The organism is Variovorax rhizosphaerae, assembly GCF_037889975.1.
In the GTDB taxonomy this organism is placed as follows: domain Bacteria; phylum Pseudomonadota; class Gammaproteobacteria; order Burkholderiales; family Burkholderiaceae_C; genus Variovorax; species Variovorax rhizosphaerae.
On sequence record NZ_JBBKZT010000023.1, the window covers coordinates 1 to 14931 of the forward strand.

At 66.6% G+C, this 14931-nt stretch carries 13 protein-coding genes; 3 read left to right on the top strand and 10 right to left on the bottom strand.

Going from position 1 to position 14931, the window contains the following annotated elements:
• Positions 1 to 69 precede the first annotated feature (69 nt).
• The 5 genes from WKW82_RS32685 to WKW82_RS32705 all read right to left on the bottom strand — a co-directional run bounded on the left by WKW82_RS32685 (position 70) and on the right by WKW82_RS32705 (position 6056).
• Positions 70 to 2433: an SdrD B-like domain-containing protein gene (locus tag WKW82_RS32685; RefSeq protein ID WP_340347071.1), complete on the bottom strand. Its 2364-nt coding sequence runs from the start codon at positions 2431 to 2433 to the stop codon at positions 70 to 72.
• A gap of 434 nt (positions 2434 to 2867) precedes the next feature.
• A complete protein-coding gene (locus WKW82_RS32690) occupies positions 2868 to 3185 on the bottom strand; it encodes a hypothetical protein (RefSeq protein ID WP_340347073.1) in 318 nt (105 codons plus the stop codon).
• A 16-nt stretch (positions 3186 to 3201) separates the two neighbouring features.
• Positions 3202 to 3957, bottom strand: coding sequence for a 23S rRNA (guanosine(2251)-2'-O)-methyltransferase RlmB (gene rlmB, locus WKW82_RS32695; protein ID WP_340347075.1), 756 nt, complete (start codon positions 3955 to 3957; stop codon positions 3202 to 3204).
• Between the two features lie 59 nt (positions 3958 to 4016).
• The gene (locus tag WKW82_RS32700; RefSeq protein ID WP_340347076.1) at positions 4017 to 5000 is read right to left on the bottom strand and encodes a hypothetical protein; all 984 of its coding nucleotides are present in this window, start codon (positions 4998 to 5000) and stop codon (positions 4017 to 4019) included.
• Between the two features lie 135 nt (positions 5001 to 5135).
• Entirely contained in the window at positions 5136 to 6056 is a 921-nt protein-coding gene (locus WKW82_RS32705; RefSeq protein WP_340347077.1) for a helix-turn-helix domain-containing protein, read from the bottom strand.
• A gap of 112 nt (positions 6057 to 6168) precedes the next feature.
• Between WKW82_RS32705 and WKW82_RS32710 the strand changes: the two genes are divergently transcribed.
• Genes WKW82_RS32710 through WKW82_RS32720 form a run of 3 tightly spaced genes read left to right on the top strand, consistent with a single transcriptional unit; the run spans position 6169 to position 9331 of the window.
• Complete coding sequence (locus WKW82_RS32710; RefSeq protein ID WP_340347078.1) at positions 6169 to 7158, top strand: Bug family tripartite tricarboxylate transporter substrate binding protein; 990 nt, start codon at positions 6169 to 6171, stop codon at positions 7156 to 7158.
• 5 nt (positions 7159 to 7163) lie between these two features.
• The gene (locus WKW82_RS32715; protein ID WP_340347079.1) at positions 7164 to 8909 is read left to right on the top strand and encodes a thiamine pyrophosphate-binding protein; all 1746 of its coding nucleotides are present in this window, start codon (positions 7164 to 7166) and stop codon (positions 8907 to 8909) included.
• Positions 8906 to 9331 (top strand): GlcG/HbpS family heme-binding protein, encoded by a 426-nt coding sequence (locus tag WKW82_RS32720; protein WP_340347081.1) that lies wholly within the window; start codon positions 8906 to 8908, stop codon positions 9329 to 9331. The genes WKW82_RS32715 and WKW82_RS32720 overlap by 4 nt, the downstream gene beginning before the upstream one ends.
• Before the next feature lie 139 nt (positions 9332 to 9470).
• Here WKW82_RS32720 and WKW82_RS32725 read toward each other — a convergent pair whose 3' ends face one another.
• Genes WKW82_RS32725 through WKW82_RS32745 form a run of 5 tightly spaced genes read right to left on the bottom strand, consistent with a single transcriptional unit; the run spans position 9471 to position 14891 of the window.
• A complete protein-coding gene (locus tag WKW82_RS32725) occupies positions 9471 to 10460 on the bottom strand; it encodes a Bug family tripartite tricarboxylate transporter substrate binding protein (protein ID WP_340347083.1) in 990 nt (329 codons plus the stop codon).
• Positions 10460 to 12043, bottom strand: coding sequence for a bifunctional 3-(3-hydroxy-phenyl)propionate/3-hydroxycinnamic acid hydroxylase (locus tag WKW82_RS32730; RefSeq protein WP_340347084.1), 1584 nt, complete (start codon positions 12041 to 12043; stop codon positions 10460 to 10462). Before WKW82_RS32730 ends, WKW82_RS32725 begins: the two co-directional genes overlap by 1 nt.
• A 3-nt stretch (positions 12044 to 12046) precedes the next feature.
• Positions 12047 to 12910, bottom strand: coding sequence for a fumarylacetoacetate hydrolase family protein (locus tag WKW82_RS32735; protein WP_340347086.1), 864 nt, complete (start codon positions 12908 to 12910; stop codon positions 12047 to 12049).
• Positions 12907 to 13818 (bottom strand): VOC family protein, encoded by a 912-nt coding sequence (locus WKW82_RS32740; RefSeq protein WP_340347087.1) that lies wholly within the window; start codon positions 13816 to 13818, stop codon positions 12907 to 12909. Before WKW82_RS32740 ends, WKW82_RS32735 begins: the two co-directional genes overlap by 4 nt.
• On the bottom strand, positions 13815 to 14891 hold the full coding sequence (locus WKW82_RS32745; RefSeq protein ID WP_340347089.1) for an amidohydrolase family protein: 1077 nt from the start codon (positions 14889 to 14891) through the stop codon (positions 13815 to 13817). Before WKW82_RS32745 ends, WKW82_RS32740 begins: the two co-directional genes overlap by 4 nt.
• Between the last annotated feature and the right edge of the window lie 40 nt (positions 14892 to 14931).

A 14931-nucleotide genomic window follows, 5' to 3' on the forward strand; every position in this document is an offset into this window, starting at 1 on the left:
CCGTGCACCGCCATCCTTGTCCAGTTCCATCGTCAACATCCTCAATGTGAAGACGTCGACCTTCCTTCATCAAGGATCCATTCGCAAGAACGGGGACGCTCGGACATTTACATTGGCATTGGCATCCACCCAGACGCGATCGCCCAGTTGGGCCGAGCCGACACGAACCAGGCCCGCGTCTACCGTCAGGTTCTGTTCGCCCGCGGCCAAGGTGTATTGGCCCGTGTTGCCATAGGTGGGCGTGTTCGCATCCCCATAGGGGTTGGCGTCGCTGTCGGAGGCGTCATTGCCGACGTTGTAGCCAACGAAGCGATAGTCATCGGGGACCATGAACTTGACCGAGTAGGTGCCCGCTGCCAGGTTGTTGAACAGGTAGTTGCCGCTGGCATTGGAGACCTGCGTGGCAATCACCGCCCCGGTGCTGTCGAGCAATTTGACCGTGACGCCGGCCAGGCCGACTTCACCGGCGTCTTGCTGACCGTTGTTGTTGGCGTCCAGCCAGACGCGATCGCCGATGGCGGCATTGTTGAGGGGCTTGAAGCCTGCATCCACCGTGGTGTTGGTCTGGCCGGAGGTGAGCGTGTAGACACCCGTCAGGCCATTGGCGCCTGCGTCCGAGTCCGTCGCGTCATTGCCCACGTTGGCCGTGGTCAGCGTCGAACCATCGGGGCTGGTGAACTTGACGACGTAGTCGCCCGGCTTCAGGCCGGTGAAGTTGTAGCCCCCGTTGGCATCGGTGGTCTGCGTGCCCACCAAGGTGCCCGGTGCACCGTTGACCGAGGTGTACACCTGCACGGTCACACCCGCCTTGCCGGCTTCGCCCGCGTCCTGGACGCCGTTGCCGTTGGTGTCGGTCCAGACACGGTCACCGATGCTGGCGTTCTTGTAGAAGCCCGCATCGATCGTCAGGTTCTTCTCACCGTCGGCCAGGCTGAACACGCCGGCTGTGTTGTAGCCCCATTGGTCGATGTTGCTGTCGATGTTCGACGCACCCGCGTTCGCTGCGGTGACCACGTACCCGCTGAGCCCCGTGAATCTCACCCAGTAGTCGTTGCCGGCGGTGAGGTTGTTGAAAAGGTAGTTGCCATTCACATCGGTGGTCTGCGAGCCGATGGCGTTGCCGCCCTTGTAGAGCGTGACGGTCACACCTCCCAGGCCCGCTTCACCCGCATCCTGGAGCCCGTTCGCGTTGGCGTCGATCCAGGCGCGATCGCCGATGCTGGCGGTGGCCAGTGGCTTGAAGCCGGCATCCACCGTGGTGTTCACTTCGCCCGAGGTGAGCGTGTAGACACCCGTCAGGCCATTCGCGCCTGCGTCCGAGTCGGTGGCATCGTTACCACCCACGTTGGCCGTGGTCAGCGTCGAGCCATCCGGGCTTGTGAACTTGACAATGTAATCGCCCGGCTTCAGGCCCGTGAAGTTGTAGCCACCGTTGGCATCTGTTGTTTGCGTGCCCACCAAGGTGCCCGGTGCGCCGTTGACTGCCGTGTAGACCTGCACGGTCACACCCGCCTTGCCGGCTTCGCCCGCGTCCTGGACGCCATTGCCGTTGGTGTCGACCCACACCTTGTCGCCAATGCTGGCGTACTTGTAGAAGCCCGAGTCGACGGTGGCGTTGTACTCCCCGGCCGCGAGCTTGATGACGCTGGACAGCAGGCCATCGCTGTTGGTCCCCGAAGCCGCATTGCCGTCCACTTGGCGCGGACTGGCCGCGTCGTAGCCCGCGGGGTTGACGAAGCGCACCTGATAGCTCAGGCCCGGCGTCAGGCCCTTGAAGCTGTAGCTGCCGTTGGCATCGGTGGTGGTGGTGCCCAGCACTTCGTTGGCGCCGATGAACTGGCCGTCGCCGTTGGCGTCACGCACGAGTTGCACGGTGGCGCCCGAAATGCCGGACTCACCCGCATCCTGGATCCCATTGGCGTTGCTGTCGGCCCAGACGCGGTCACCGAGCTTGGCGGCCCGGGTCTCGACGATCAGGTTCTGGTCGTGGATCTCGCCCCTCACCGGGTCGATGACCACGGCGATGATCTGGCCGGCATCGGCCACGAAGTCGTTGTGGCTCTTCGCCATGTCGACCAGGCCGTTGGGAACCGAATAGTCCCCGGTGATCAGTTGCCAGATCGTCTCTTGCACCGACTCGGCCGAGTAGCCCGAGGTCCCGCCGCGGTAATGGTTGAGCAGCCAGTTGATGGCGCCTGACTGTTCGAATCCGTTGTCGGCCGCCACTTCGAAGCCCGGATAGCCGAAGCCCGAATAGACGAAACCGCTGTTGTAGTCCAGGCGGACCTGGGGCTGGATGCACCAGGCATCCAGTACCGTGCCCGACGGCCCCAGTGGCGAGGCGGCATTGAACAGTACATCGTAGTAGCTATCGTTGCCGGGACTTGCCGGCTTGGAAATCACGATGGGCGAGGCGAAATAGGCAGTTGCCATGTCGAGCGATCCTTGTCAAAGCTGAACAAATCCGATGCGCGGGCGCAGTCCAGGCAGCAGCCCTCGACCGGCCCATGCACCGGCATGCAGGATGAAGAAGGGTTGATGTGCGATCGCGATCGTCAGGCACGCACACACGCGTACCCCAGCGGGTCGCGTGCGGTGATTGACGGCTTCCGGCGATCACACGCCAAGGTGTGCCGCCAGGTTGTTCTTGCATCCCCCTGCCAATCCAATTCACCCGTTCCGATGAATTGGCTCGGATGCTACAGAAGCGCTGAACCTTTTGACTTACCAATCGACCTAGATCGAAGGTATGTCAACGCCACCGGTCCATGGGTCGAGGCGGCCGCGAGGAAGATGCCGCACCTGCGTTGCAGCGCCGTCGGCCAGTCACCGTGCGGCGGCGCCCGCGAGCTTGGACGAAACCGGATTCAGCTCTGGTCGGGCGCCAAGGGAATATCACCCAGCGCCTCGTCATTGCGCACGCCATGCGCGGCCTTGAGCAGTCCGATCGACAAGCCCTCTTCCTGGTTCGCGAAGCCCTTGGCGATGCCTTCGAGCGCAGTCGCGAGGTTGGCGTCGCCGTCATCGCGCGCGTCCATGCTGATGTTGAGCACGCGCGCCGCCATCTGGCGATAGGTGACCACGCCCGATCGCTCGAGCACCGCCACGAGGTCCAGGTAGAGCGCGAGATTGACGTCGAAGACCAGCTTCGCGGAAACATCGATTTCTTCGTGCCTGTTCTCCATGGGCTTGCTCCTCTTTCTAGGTACGGATGGGTTGGCGCTGCCGCATGGCCTCGTACAGGCACACACCGCTGGCCACGGACACATTCAAGCTTTCTACCGCACCCGCCATCGGGATGCTGATCAATTCATCGCAGGTCTTGCGCGTCAGCTGCCGCATGCCTTCGCCTTCGGCACCCAGCACCAGCGCCAGCGGACGCTTCAGATCGCACTGGTAGAGCGTACCCGACGCGTCGTCGCTGGTGCCCACGCACCAGATGTTGCGCTCCTTGAGTTCGTTCAAGGTGCGGGCCAGGTTGGTCACCATGAAGTACGGCACGGTGTCCGCCGCGCCGCTCGCCACCTTGGCCACGGTGGCATTGATGCCGGCTGCATGGTCCTTGGGCGCGATCACCGCATGGGCGCCGGCGCCGTCCGCCACGCGCAGGCAGGCGCCGAGATTGTGCGGGTCGGTCACGCCGTCGAGCACCAGCAACAGCGGCACGGTACCGGCGGCTTCGAGGCCTTCGAGCAGTTCGTCGATCGAATGGCTTTGCTGCATCGGCGAAACGCGTGCGGCAACGCCCTGGTGCCCATGGCTGCCGGCCAGCTTGGCAATGCGCAGCGCATCCGCCTCGACCAGCCGCACGCCGGACTCCTGGGCACGCGCGACGAAGGTTTTCATGCGCGCATCGCGACGGCTGGCATCGAACAGCACCTCCAGCACCGATGCCGGCGCGGTCTTGATGCGCACGCCCACGGCATGGAAGCCGAAAATAACTTTGGGGGAAGACATGCGGGGATTATCGATGCCAGATCCGGAGGCTCCTCAGACGCATTGCGGACCGACTTCATTCAGGCGATGGGCAAGCCGCTCGCGGCACCGCTCATTTCATCGTGAACGTCCTGCACACGCTGCGCCGCAGGATGCACCCTGTCGCTGCCAACGGCCTCCAGGAAACGGCAGGCCGCATGGTCACGCGCCACGGCCTCATAGCGCGCAACCCAAGCCTCGCGCATCGGCAGCCGCTCCACTGCCACAGGCCACACACCCGGTCGCGGCCGCAGGTGTTCGGCAATGCCAATGCGCCAGGGCTTGGCCGTCAGGCGCGCACGAAAGCAGCCCTGGTTCTGGCACATGCGCGCATAGACCTTGTCGACACCCAAGTGCTTGAAGCAATCCGAGACAGCGGCACTCCCCGGATCGAAGACGTCATGCATCGCCAGCAAGCGGAAACCCGCGGGCGTGCGGTAGATGCGCAAGTGCCAGTCGGCATGCTGCTGCATGAAGCGCGCGATACGCGCCTTGGCACGCTTCTCGGGTCCGGGATTGACAGCGCTGGCAACGCCCTGCTTGCGCTGCTTGCCGATGCGCAACGCCACGACGAACACCACCAGCAGCGCGACCACGCCGGCGATCCATGAATTCGCAGACCAACCGGCCAGCAAGCCACCGACCAGCGCAGGTCCGAGCGCGAACTCGATCGCGCCGCTGTCCAGCTTCTGCGCCTCGAAGTCGATGTCGAGGAACAGCACATCGGGCGTGTTGAGGCACAGCGCGCCATAGCTGTTGCGCGTGATGACGGCGTCCCCGGCGCGCTGCACGATCTCTTCACGGATCGGCATGCCATCGGCGCCGTTGTAAGCCACCTTGCGCTCGCGCCGCGCCAGCTTCTCGCCCGTCGCAATGCGCTCGAATGCAGCCAGCGTGCGTCCGTCGGCATGCACCTGCGCTGCATCGGCGCTGTCATCGGACCAGCCGAAGCGCCGCACCGTGACCTGCTGGCCGTTGACCTGCTGTTGCAAGCGCCCTTCCGCCCAATATGCCGGAATGATCATCCCTTGAAGCTCCCTGTTTGTTCCGTTCGATCGTTCTTGAAAACCGCCATGCGATGAACGCGATGGGTGGCAGCACCAGCCAGCATACCGGTGACGAGGAAGGTGCTGCGCATCCGACCTTGACCGGCCATCGGATCAATCTGCCTGGCTCCGCGCGGGGTTGCGGGGCGCCGCGGCGATTCCTGCAGCCAGTGCCTCGCGATACGCCGAGGGCGCGCTTCCGGTGGCTACCTTGAAGAACCGGCTGAAGTAGCCCACGTCGTCGAAGCCCAACCGCGCCGCTACGTCGGCCACGCTGACATCCGCGTGGGCGAGCATCCGCTTGGCCTCCAGCGCGATCCGCTCATGCAGCAGTTCGAGCGCGCTGCAGCTGGTCGTTGCACGGCACACGCGGCTCAGGTGGTCGGGCGTCACGCCCAATGCAGCGGCATAGAAGCCAAGCGGCCGATGTTCGGCATAGTGCATCTCGACAAGGCCGCGGTAGCGCTGCACCAGCGTGTCCCGCAATGCGCGCAGGCGGCCCGTGCCCGTGGTCGCATCCTGATGCCGTACGAACCAGAGCGCCAGCAAGGTGACATGCGACTGCAAGGCCTCGGCTCGGCCGGCACGCTGGGCCAGGAACTCGTCGCCGAGCATGGCGAAGCGCTGCATGCACTCATCGAGGCCGGAGGCCAGCGTGGCCGCATCGAGCACGAGCTTCCTTGAAAGACGCTGTGCCATCGCCGGCGAGTGCGCGCTCAGTGCCACGAGCGCCTCACTCGGCACCGTGACCTGCGAGCCCACGCTGTCAGGCTCGTAGACGAAGCTGTGCACCACGCCCGGCGCGACCATGACCGCGGCCGGCGCCTTCAGCACATGCCGCTCGCCATCGAGCATGCCCACCATCGCGCCTTCCGTGAGCAACTGGAACTGGTGCAGGCCTTCATGGCGATGTGCCGGAATCGTCCAACCATGCTGGCTGGCCCGCACGCGGATGGCCTCGAAGTGCAGGCTGTCTTCCGGCTTGAAGTGCCGGACTTCGCGGAACGGGACGACGAGAAGGGGTGCGGCGCGCATCGTGGGTCGATCAGGATGCCGGAAATCTACATGCCGCCGACCCCTTCGTCCATGGCGCTTGTGCGCATGCCTCCGCAGAATCGACACGGACCCCAAGACAGGAGACAAGACCATGTGGAATCGACGCGAACTCATGTTGCGCGGTGCCGGACTGTCGGCGCTGGCAGGCCTCGCGCTGCCGCGGCTGGCACAGGCGCAGATCAACGGCACGGCTGCCATCGTGTCGGGCTTTCCGGCCGGTGGCATGGGCGACAACGTGGCGCGGCCGGTGGCCGAGAAGTTACGCGGCCACTATGCGAGCACCATCGTCGTGGAAAGCCGCACCGGCGCGGGCGGCCGCATCGCGGTCGAGTACGTCAAGCGGGCCGCGCCCGACGGCCTCACGATCCTGCAGATTCCGAGCTCGCCGATGGTGCTTTACCCGCACACCTACAAGAAGCTCACGTACGACCCGCTGGCCGACTTCGCGCCGGTGTGCTCGACCGTGACCTATGCCTTCTCCTTCACCGCCGGGCCCGGCCTGCCGGCGGAGATCAAGACCGTGGCCGAGTACGTGGCGTGGGCCAAGGCCAATCCCAAGCTCGCCAACTACGGCGTGCCGGCGTCCGGCTCCGCGCTGCACTTCGCCGGGATGATGCTGCAGAAGGCCACCGGCATCGAGATGACTGCGGTCGCCTACCGCGGCGGCGCACCGCTGCTCAACGACGTGATGGGCGGCCAGGTGCCGGTGAGCTTCAACGTGATCGGCGAGGTGATGCCGCACATCAAGGCGGGCAAGCTGCGCTCGCTGGGCATCACCAGCGCGCAGCGCTCGATCTTCCTGCCCGAGGTTCCGACGCTGATCGAGCAGGGGTACAAGGACATCGCGGTGCAGGAATGGCTGGGCTGGTTCCTGCCCGCGAAGACGCCCGCGGCCACGGTGCAGCAACTCAACACGATGGTGCGGGAGGCCCTGCAGGATCCTGCCTTCGTCGCGCAACTTGCCACCTACGGGCTGGAGCCAGTGCACCAGTCGCCCGAGGAATTCGCGCGCCGCGTGAAAGCCGATTACGAGCGCTGGGGCCCGATCGTGCGCGCCACCGGCTTCACCGCAGAGGATTGAGCAACGTGATCCGACTGACTGGCGCCCAGGCCCTGGTGCGCGTGCTGCAGGCCGAGCAGGTGCCCTTCGCCTTCGGCATCGTCGGCGGCAAGCTGGCGCCGCTGATGCATGCGTTGTCGCAGCAGGAAGCCGTGCGCTTCGTCGGCGTGCGGCATGAATCGACAGCGCCGATGATGGCTGCGGCGGTGCACGCGGGGTCCGGGCGCATGGCCGTGGCGCTCGGCGAGATGGGGCCTGGTGGATTGAACCTTGCGGCCGGCATGGGCGGCGCCTTCAACAACAACCTGCCGCTGCTGGCCATCACCACCAACCAGCACCGCGCCGCGGCCTATCCGCACAGCGGCATGTTCATGGACCTGGACACGCGCGCCGTGTTCGCGCCGATCACCAAATGGAACGCCGTCGTGCACGATCCGCGCCGCATGCCGGAGCTGGCGCGGCGCGCGTTTCGCGAAGCGCTGTCGGGACGGCCTGGGCCGGTGCATCTGGACGTGCCGCAGGACGTGCTGTCGGCGGTCGCGGAGTTCGCGGAGGACGAGTTCGAGCTGCCGCCGTCGAGGTATCGGCTGACGGTCGGACCTCGTCCGGCTGCCGCGTCGGTTGATGCAGCGGTGCAACTGTTGCGCGAGGCGAAGCGCCCGCTGGTCGTCGCCGGTGGCGGCGTCGTCACAAGCGGCGCGGCGACACCCCTGCGCGAGATTGCGCGCCGCCTTGGCGCGCCCGTGGTGCCGACGCAGATGGCGCTCGGCGTGGTGGCCAGCGACGATCCGCAGTTCATCGGCCACGGTGGCCTCATCTCGGGCGATGCGGTGCGCGCAGCCTTCGATGGCGCCGACGTGATCCTGAGCGTCGGTTGCCGCTATTCGTCGTGGATGTGGGATGACCGCGGCCCGTTCGCGCGCCGGCATCACCGCAGCATCAACATCAACATCGATCCGTCCGCGCTTGGCCATCCTGCCCTGCACGAAGTGGCGATGCAGGCGGATGCGAAGCAGGCGCTGGACGACCTGCTGGCCGCGCTCGCCACGCCCACCGCGACCGATGCAGGTTGGCTGCAAGGCATCCGCGACGTGCGGGCAAGCTACGAAGCGAGGCTCGCGGTGATGGCAAGCGAAACGACCGAGGTCATGCACCCGGCCGCGCTCGCCAAGGCCATCGCCGATGCCCTCCCCTCGAACGCGCTCGCGGTCTACGACGGTGGCCACACGACCTTCTGGAGCAACGACTTCACGCCGGTCCACGAGGTGCGAACACGATTCCACGAGCCAGGCATGAGCCACCTCGGCTTCGGCCTGCCTTGCGCCATGTCCTTGCAGTTGCAGCACCCCGGCCGCCCCGTGGTCCACATCACCGGCGACGGCTCCTTCGGCTTCACACTGAACGAACTCGACAGCGCGCGGCGCAACCGGCTGCCGGTGCTCACCATCGTCCACAACAACGCGGCATGGGGAATCATTCGCCAGGGCCAGAAGATGCAACTCGACTTCGAGCTGGGCACCAGCCTCGCGGACACCGACTACGCCGCCATCGCGCGCGGCTTTGGCTGCTTCGGCGAGACCGTGAAGCGCGTGGAAGACGTGGCGCCCGCGATGGCGCGTGCACTGGCCTCCGGCCTGCCCGCGGTGCTGGACTGCCACACGCGCTTCGTTCCGCACCCCGCCGGCCCGGCCTTCGGCGCCATGAACCGCTTCGGCTTCGATGCGCTCACGCGGCCGACAATCACAGCCACCACTCCCCCCCACAAGCCATGACCACACTCACCCTCTTCCAGGCCCACCAGATCATCAGCGGCGCCCTTGCCGCCTCGAAGGAGGCCGGCTATGCGCCCATGGGCGTCGCCGTGCTCGACGAATCCGGCAACCTGAAGGCCTACGCGCGCGAAGACGGCGCCAGCATGTTCCGCTTCGACGTGGCGCAAGCCAAGGCCTGGGGCGCGGTCGGCATGGGCGTGTCGAGCCGCACGCTCGGCGAGCGCGCCAAGGGCAACCCGAACTTCTTCGTGTCGCTCGCGGCCACGTCGAACGGACGCTTCCTGCCGCAGACCGGCGCGGTGCTGATCAAGGATGCGAATGGTGCGGTGCTCGGCGCTGTCGGCGCGAGCGGCGGCAGTGGGGACGAAGACGAAGCGATCTGCATCGCGGGCGTGAAGGCAGCCGGACTCCTGCCCGGCTGACCCTCGAACGACCTCGCACTCCAGCGCATGACCGCGTTGCATCGCGGTGCTGCGCTGGCTGCGGCGTTCGGGCCTGTACCGCGCTTGATTGCAAAGATGCATGACTGCCGCTTCGATGACCCCTCGAAGCTGACAGCCCTCACTCCGGCAACAACCCGATCTCCACCGCGATCTGCCCGAGCCGCTGATGCTCCGCCCGAAGGAAGGCATCGAATTGCTGCGGCGTCTGCGGCGGCGCGGCAATCGGTCCGACGGCCAGCATCTTCTCGGCAAGGGCCGGCTTTTCCAGCATGCCGTTGATGCCCGCGTTCATGCGCGCGACGATGGGTGCGGGCGTGCCGGCCGGCGCGACCACGGCGAGCCATCCGACCATGTCGAAACCCGGCAAGGTCTCGGCCAATGCGGGCACGTTGTCCCAGCCGGCGATGCGCTTCGGCGACGTCACAGCCAGCATGCGCATGCGGCCCTGTTTCACGAGTTGCCCGGTGGACGCCACATCCGCGACCAACGCATCCACCTGACCGCCGATCAGGTCCTGCACGCCGGTGGCAATGGAGCTGTAGGCGACGAGATTGGCGCCGGCCTTGGCACGCGCATTGAACAGCCGCGCGATCATCCCGCCGAAGGTGCGCGGGCCCTCGTTGGCCAACGACAGCTTGCCGGGATCGGCCTTGCTGCGCGCGACCAGGTCCTGCACGGTCTTGATCGGCGACTCCGCGCCCACCAGCAATGCGAACGGGCTGTTGGCCACGAACGCGACCGGCGCGAAATCCTTTAGCGGGTCGTAGGGCAAGGTCTTGAACAGGTAGCTGTTGGTGACCAGCGCCGCCGTGGTCGCGAAATAGAAGGTGTAGCCGTCCGGCGGCGACTGCTTGACTGCCTGCGCGCCGATCACGTTCTGACCGCCTGGCTTGTTGTCGATGACGAAGGGCTGGCCGATCGACTGCGCGAGGCCGTCGCTCAGCATGCGCGCGATGGCGTCCGGCCCCGAGCCGGCGGGCTGCGACAGCACGAGCTTGATGGGCCTGGAGGGCCACGGGTCCTGCGCGTTGGCCACACGCCATGACCCGCATGCGGCCGCCGCCCCTGCCGCTGCAAGTCTCAGGTGGAAGCTTCTTCTGTTCATCATCACGTTGTCTCCGTTGTTTGAATGGGTGAGTGATCTGTGAATCGGGCGGCGAGCGCATCGAGTTGCGCGGCGAGTTCGGGCGCGTTGGAGGCCACGCCGTACACATAGCGGTCGGGGCGTACGATGGCCGCGCGGCAGCCGTGTCGACGGAACCAGGCCGCGGCGATGCCTTCGGTTTCGGGCAGCGAATCGCCCAAGCGCAGGGTCGTGATGCGCGGCGTGGCGTGTTCCCAGTCGACGTCATCGAAACCTTCGTCCAGCACCAGCCACCAGCCATTGCCGCCCAGGGCATCGAGGCGCACGCGCTCGCTGCCTTGCGCGATCCACGGTTGCGGAAAGAGCGTGCCATTGCCCGGATGCGCCACCGGCGACAGCAGTCCGCCTTCAAGCCCCGGAATCACATCCTGTCGCGGCATGTCGCGCACCACGCCCCCACACTCTTCAAGCATTCGTGCGTCGCGTTCGCGCGCCTTCGCCACGTCCCGCTCGCAGATCACCGCACCGATGCCCTTGATGCGCGTCGTCAGTTGCTCCACGTGCCGCTTGCGCTCGACGCCATAGCTGCCGAGCAGCGACTCCGCCGCAGCGCCGGTCACTTCGCCACGTAACACCGCCGCGAGCTTCCACGCAAGGTTGGCAACGTCGCGCACGCCCTGGCACATGCCCTGCCCCAGGAACGGCGGCTGCTGGTGCGCCGCATCGCCCGCGACGAACACGCGGCCACGGCGCCACGTGTCCGCCACCAGCGCATGAAAGCGGTAGCTGGCCTGCCGCCACAGCGTGCCCTCGTCCGGCGAGAGCCAGCGCGACAGCAGCTTCCAGGTCTCGGCAGGCTCGATGACCTTTTGAGGGTCTTCGCCGGGCTTGAGCGAGATCTCCCAGCGTCGATGGTTTCCGGGGCCGATCACCATCGTGCAGGGCCGATCAGGCTCGCAATACTGCACGCTGGTCTTCGGCAGCTTCGCCAGCCCGCGCTCGTTGGCCAGCACGTCGACCACCAGCCAGGGTTCATCGAAGCTCAGATCTTCCAGCGCGATGCCCACCTGCTCGCGCACGAAGCTCGATGCGCCGTCGCATGCCACGACGTAGCGGGCGCGCGTGCGGCCCACCTCATCGTTATCGCGCCGCCACTGCAGGGTGACGGCCTCGGCGTCCTGCGAGAGCGCGGTCACTTCGGTGCCGAGCGCAACCGTTGCATGCTCCAGCGACTGCACATGCGCTCGCAACGCCGCCTCGACCGGCGGCTGTGTGAACACGTTCGACGGCGTGTAGCCCAGCGGATACGGCGGCTCGACCATCGTGAGCCGCTTGATCAGCTGGCCGTCCACACCGAAGTACTCCGACGGCGTGAAGGGCTCGACAAAGGGCATCACCGCATCCACGACGCCCAGTTGCTGGAACACGCGCAGGATCTCGTGGTCGATGGCCACGGCGCGCGGCTTGTCGTACACCTCGCGCGACCGGTCGCACACCCACACGCGCAGGCCCATGCCCGCCAGCAGGCCCGCAGCGACCGCGCCCGACGGGCCGAAGCCGACCACCGCGACGTCGAAGACGACATCGCGCTGCACTGGGGAATCCATGGTTCAGCCCTCGGCGACGATCTTGTTCACCAGCGTGCCGATGCGCTCGATCTCGACCTCGTAGGTGTCGCCCGCCTTCATCCACACCGGCGGCGTGCGCGCCTGGCCGACGCCGGCCGGCGTGCCCATCACGATCACGTCGCCGGGCTCCAGCGTCAGCACATCGCTCAGCAGCGAGATGGTCTCGGCCACGCCCCAGATCATGTCGGTGGTGTTGGCGTCCTGCATGACCTCGCCGTTGAGGCGGCCCTGGATCTTCAGGCCGGTCGCGGCGGGCGGCAGTTCGTCGGCCGTGACCAGCACCGGCCCGAAGCCGCCCGTGCCGTCGAAGTTCTTGCCGATGGTCCATTGCGGCGTGCGCTTCTGGTAGTCGCGCACCGACATGTCGTTGAAGCAGGTGTAGCCGAAGACATGGCCCGGCGCGTCGTCCTGCGACACATGGCGTGGCACGCGCTTGCCGATCACCAGCGCCAGCTCCGCCTCGTAGTCGAACTTGCCCGAGACCTTCGGCAGGATGCCCGGCGCGCCGTGCGCGACCAGCGAGGTGGCGCCGCGGAAGAAGAACCACGGGTAATCGGGCTTCTCGCGACCGCCTTCCTTCGCATGGTCGAAGTAGTTGAGGCCGAGGCAGATGATCTTGCCGGGCTCCGGGACCAGCGGTGCGAGCTTCAATGACGCCAGCGGCTGGCGTGGTGCATCGGAAGCGATGGCCGCCTTCGCGGCGGCGGCCAGGTCGACACCGGCAGCCAGCGCCGCGCGAAGGCTGTCCGGCACCTGCGGCTGTGCCGCGTTGAGGTCGATGACCTGGTCGCCATCGACCACGCCCAGGCGCGCGCGATCGTCTTTCAGGAAGGTGGTGAATCTCATGAATGCTCCGGAGTCGGGATGAAGAAAACCTGTCGCTGCGCTTCCTTGAGGCGCGCCGAGGGCGGCTGGGAGATGCCCCACTGGTCGACCCGGCCGGGCGGCCAGGTCCAGTCGGCGGGGCCGCCGGCCACGTAGCTGTCGTCGATCTGCTCGACCTCGGCCGTGTACTCGATGACCTCGCCGAACGGGCCGATAAAGTAGTTGAAGGCGTTGTCCCCGGGACCATGGCGACCCGGGCCCCATTCGATGGCATGGCCCGCGTCCTTCATGCGACCGCCGCCGCGCATCACCGATTCGAGGTCCGGCATGACAAAGGCGATGTGGTTCAGCGCATCGTTGTCGGTGTCGCCGAGCGCCACGCTGTGGTGGTCGCTGTTGCAGTTGAGGAAGGCCATGATGCGCGTTCGATCAGCCAGGCGGAAACCCAGCGCTTGTTCGAAGAAGGCTTGCGTGGCGGCGACGTCATGGCTGTTGAGCACCACATGGGCGAGGCGGGATGGCCGGTCCTTGTCTTCATGTGCGTCGGCGTGCTGCGCATCGCCGTGCACGACCTGCAGCAACCGGCCATGCGGATCTCGCATCGTCAGTCCCGTGCCGCCGCCGGGCGCCGCAAGGGAGGCAATCGGTTGAACGACCTGGCCGCCAGCGCGCACCGTCGCTTCTGCCACGGCCTGCAATGCCTCGGCGCTTCGTGCGCGCAAGGTCACATGGCGGATCGCGCAGGGGCCTTCATGACGATGCAAGGACAGCAGATGATGGTCGCCGCCGGTGCCGCGCAGGTACAGCGCATCGTCATGGCGCTCGGCCACCTCCAAGTGCCACACATCGGTGTAGAACGTCTCGGCGCGCGCCAAGTCGGCCACGTTGAGCGCCACGCTGCGCAGGCCGCTGATCCAGGGTGAACTCATGCCCTCTCCTTCGGTGATTCGGTTGGTGCCGCAAACGCGCGCGCCAGGAAGCGGCGCGCATTGCCATCGGTCAGCAGTGCCGCCACGTCAGCGTCCAATCCAGCCGCATCGATTCGCGCGAGCGGCGCGCGCTCGTGGAAGTTGAACGGGTAGTCGGTGCCGACCATCAGCTGTGTCTGTCCAAACACCGCGATCAGGTGCGCCAGCGTCGGCGCATCGAACACCAGGGTGTCGAAGAATAATTGCCGCGCCTGCTCGACCGGCGATACCTGCACCTGCTCCTTCAGCGCCGGAAACACTCCCCACCCCTGCTGCAGGCGCGGCAGCAGCATCGCCAGCGTGCCGCCGCCATGGCTGAAGGCGATGCGCAGCCGAGGCCGCCGCAGCATCAGGTTGCCGGTGATCACCGATGCGGCAGCCAGGCCGACATCCGTCGGATAGCCCAGCACCTGCTCCAGCGGCGCGGGGCCGACCAGCCGGTCCATCCCGGTCGGCTTGAGCGCATGCACGAACACCGCCGCATCGAGCGCCTCGCAGGCCTCGAAGAAGGTATCGAAGCACGGGTCGCCGATCGGCACGCCGTTCACGTTGCTGCCGATCTCCACGCCCGCAAAGCCCAGGGTCTCGATGACGTAGCGAAGCTCCGCGATCGCCGCATCGACGTCCTGCAGCGGCACCGCACCCATGCCGATCAAGGCGCCACCGCTCTCGGCCACCATCGACGCAATCTGCTCGTTGAGATAACGCAGCAACTGTTGCGCATCCGCCGGGTCCATCCAGTACGACAGCAACTCGGGCATGGGCGAGATGGCCTGGAGTGCCAGGCCCATCTCGGGAAGGTCGGCCAGGCGGCGCGTCACGCTCCAGCACTTTTCCGAGACGGTCCGGTAGTTCTTGCCGGCGATCATCACGTGCCGGTGGCAGAGGCCGCCGGCATCCGGCGCAGCGGCGGTCGAAGGCCATTGCGCCGGCATCTTGCGGCCGAGGTAGGCCGGGAATTCCGCCGGCACCATGTGCGCATGCACATCGATGCCGCAGGCACAGTGCAGCCGCTGCGGTACGTCGTCAACCATGCGGTGCGCCCCGCGAAGTCCTTCGGTCCATGTCGTCTCC

What these genes read in the sequence shown, in the direction of transcription:
- WKW82_RS32685 (WP_340347071.1), bottom strand. Translation starts at nt 2,433, where the DNA reads ATGGCAACTGCCTATTTCGCCTCGCCCATCGTGATTTCCAAGCCGGCA.
- WKW82_RS32690 (WP_340347073.1), bottom strand. Translation starts at nt 3,185, where the DNA reads ATGGAGAACAGGCACGAAGAAATCGATGTTTCCGCGAAGCTGGTCTTC.
- rlmB (WP_340347075.1), bottom strand. Translation starts at nt 3,957, where the DNA reads ATGTCTTCCCCCAAAGTTATTTTCGGCTTCCATGCCGTGGGCGTGCGC.
- WKW82_RS32700 (WP_340347076.1), bottom strand. Translation starts at nt 5,000, where the DNA reads ATGATCATTCCGGCATATTGGGCGGAAGGGCGCTTGCAACAGCAGGTC.
- WKW82_RS32705 (WP_340347077.1), bottom strand. Translation starts at nt 6,056, where the DNA reads ATGCGCGCCGCACCCCTTCTCGTCGTCCCGTTCCGCGAAGTCCGGCAC.
- WKW82_RS32710 (WP_340347078.1), top strand. Translation starts at nt 6,169, where the DNA reads ATGTGGAATCGACGCGAACTCATGTTGCGCGGTGCCGGACTGTCGGCG.
- WKW82_RS32720 (WP_340347081.1), top strand. Translation starts at nt 8,906, where the DNA reads ATGACCACACTCACCCTCTTCCAGGCCCACCAGATCATCAGCGGCGCC.
- WKW82_RS32725 (WP_340347083.1), bottom strand. Translation starts at nt 10,460, where the DNA reads ATGATGAACAGAAGAAGCTTCCACCTGAGACTTGCAGCGGCAGGGGCG.
- WKW82_RS32730 (WP_340347084.1), bottom strand. Translation starts at nt 12,043, where the DNA reads ATGGATTCCCCAGTGCAGCGCGATGTCGTCTTCGACGTCGCGGTGGTC.
- WKW82_RS32735 (WP_340347086.1), bottom strand. Translation starts at nt 12,910, where the DNA reads ATGAGATTCACCACCTTCCTGAAAGACGATCGCGCGCGCCTGGGCGTG.
- WKW82_RS32740 (WP_340347087.1), bottom strand. Translation starts at nt 13,818, where the DNA reads ATGAGTTCACCCTGGATCAGCGGCCTGCGCAGCGTGGCGCTCAACGTG.
- WKW82_RS32745 (WP_340347089.1), bottom strand. Translation starts at nt 14,891, where the DNA reads ATGGTTGACGACGTACCGCAGCGGCTGCACTGTGCCTGCGGCATCGAT.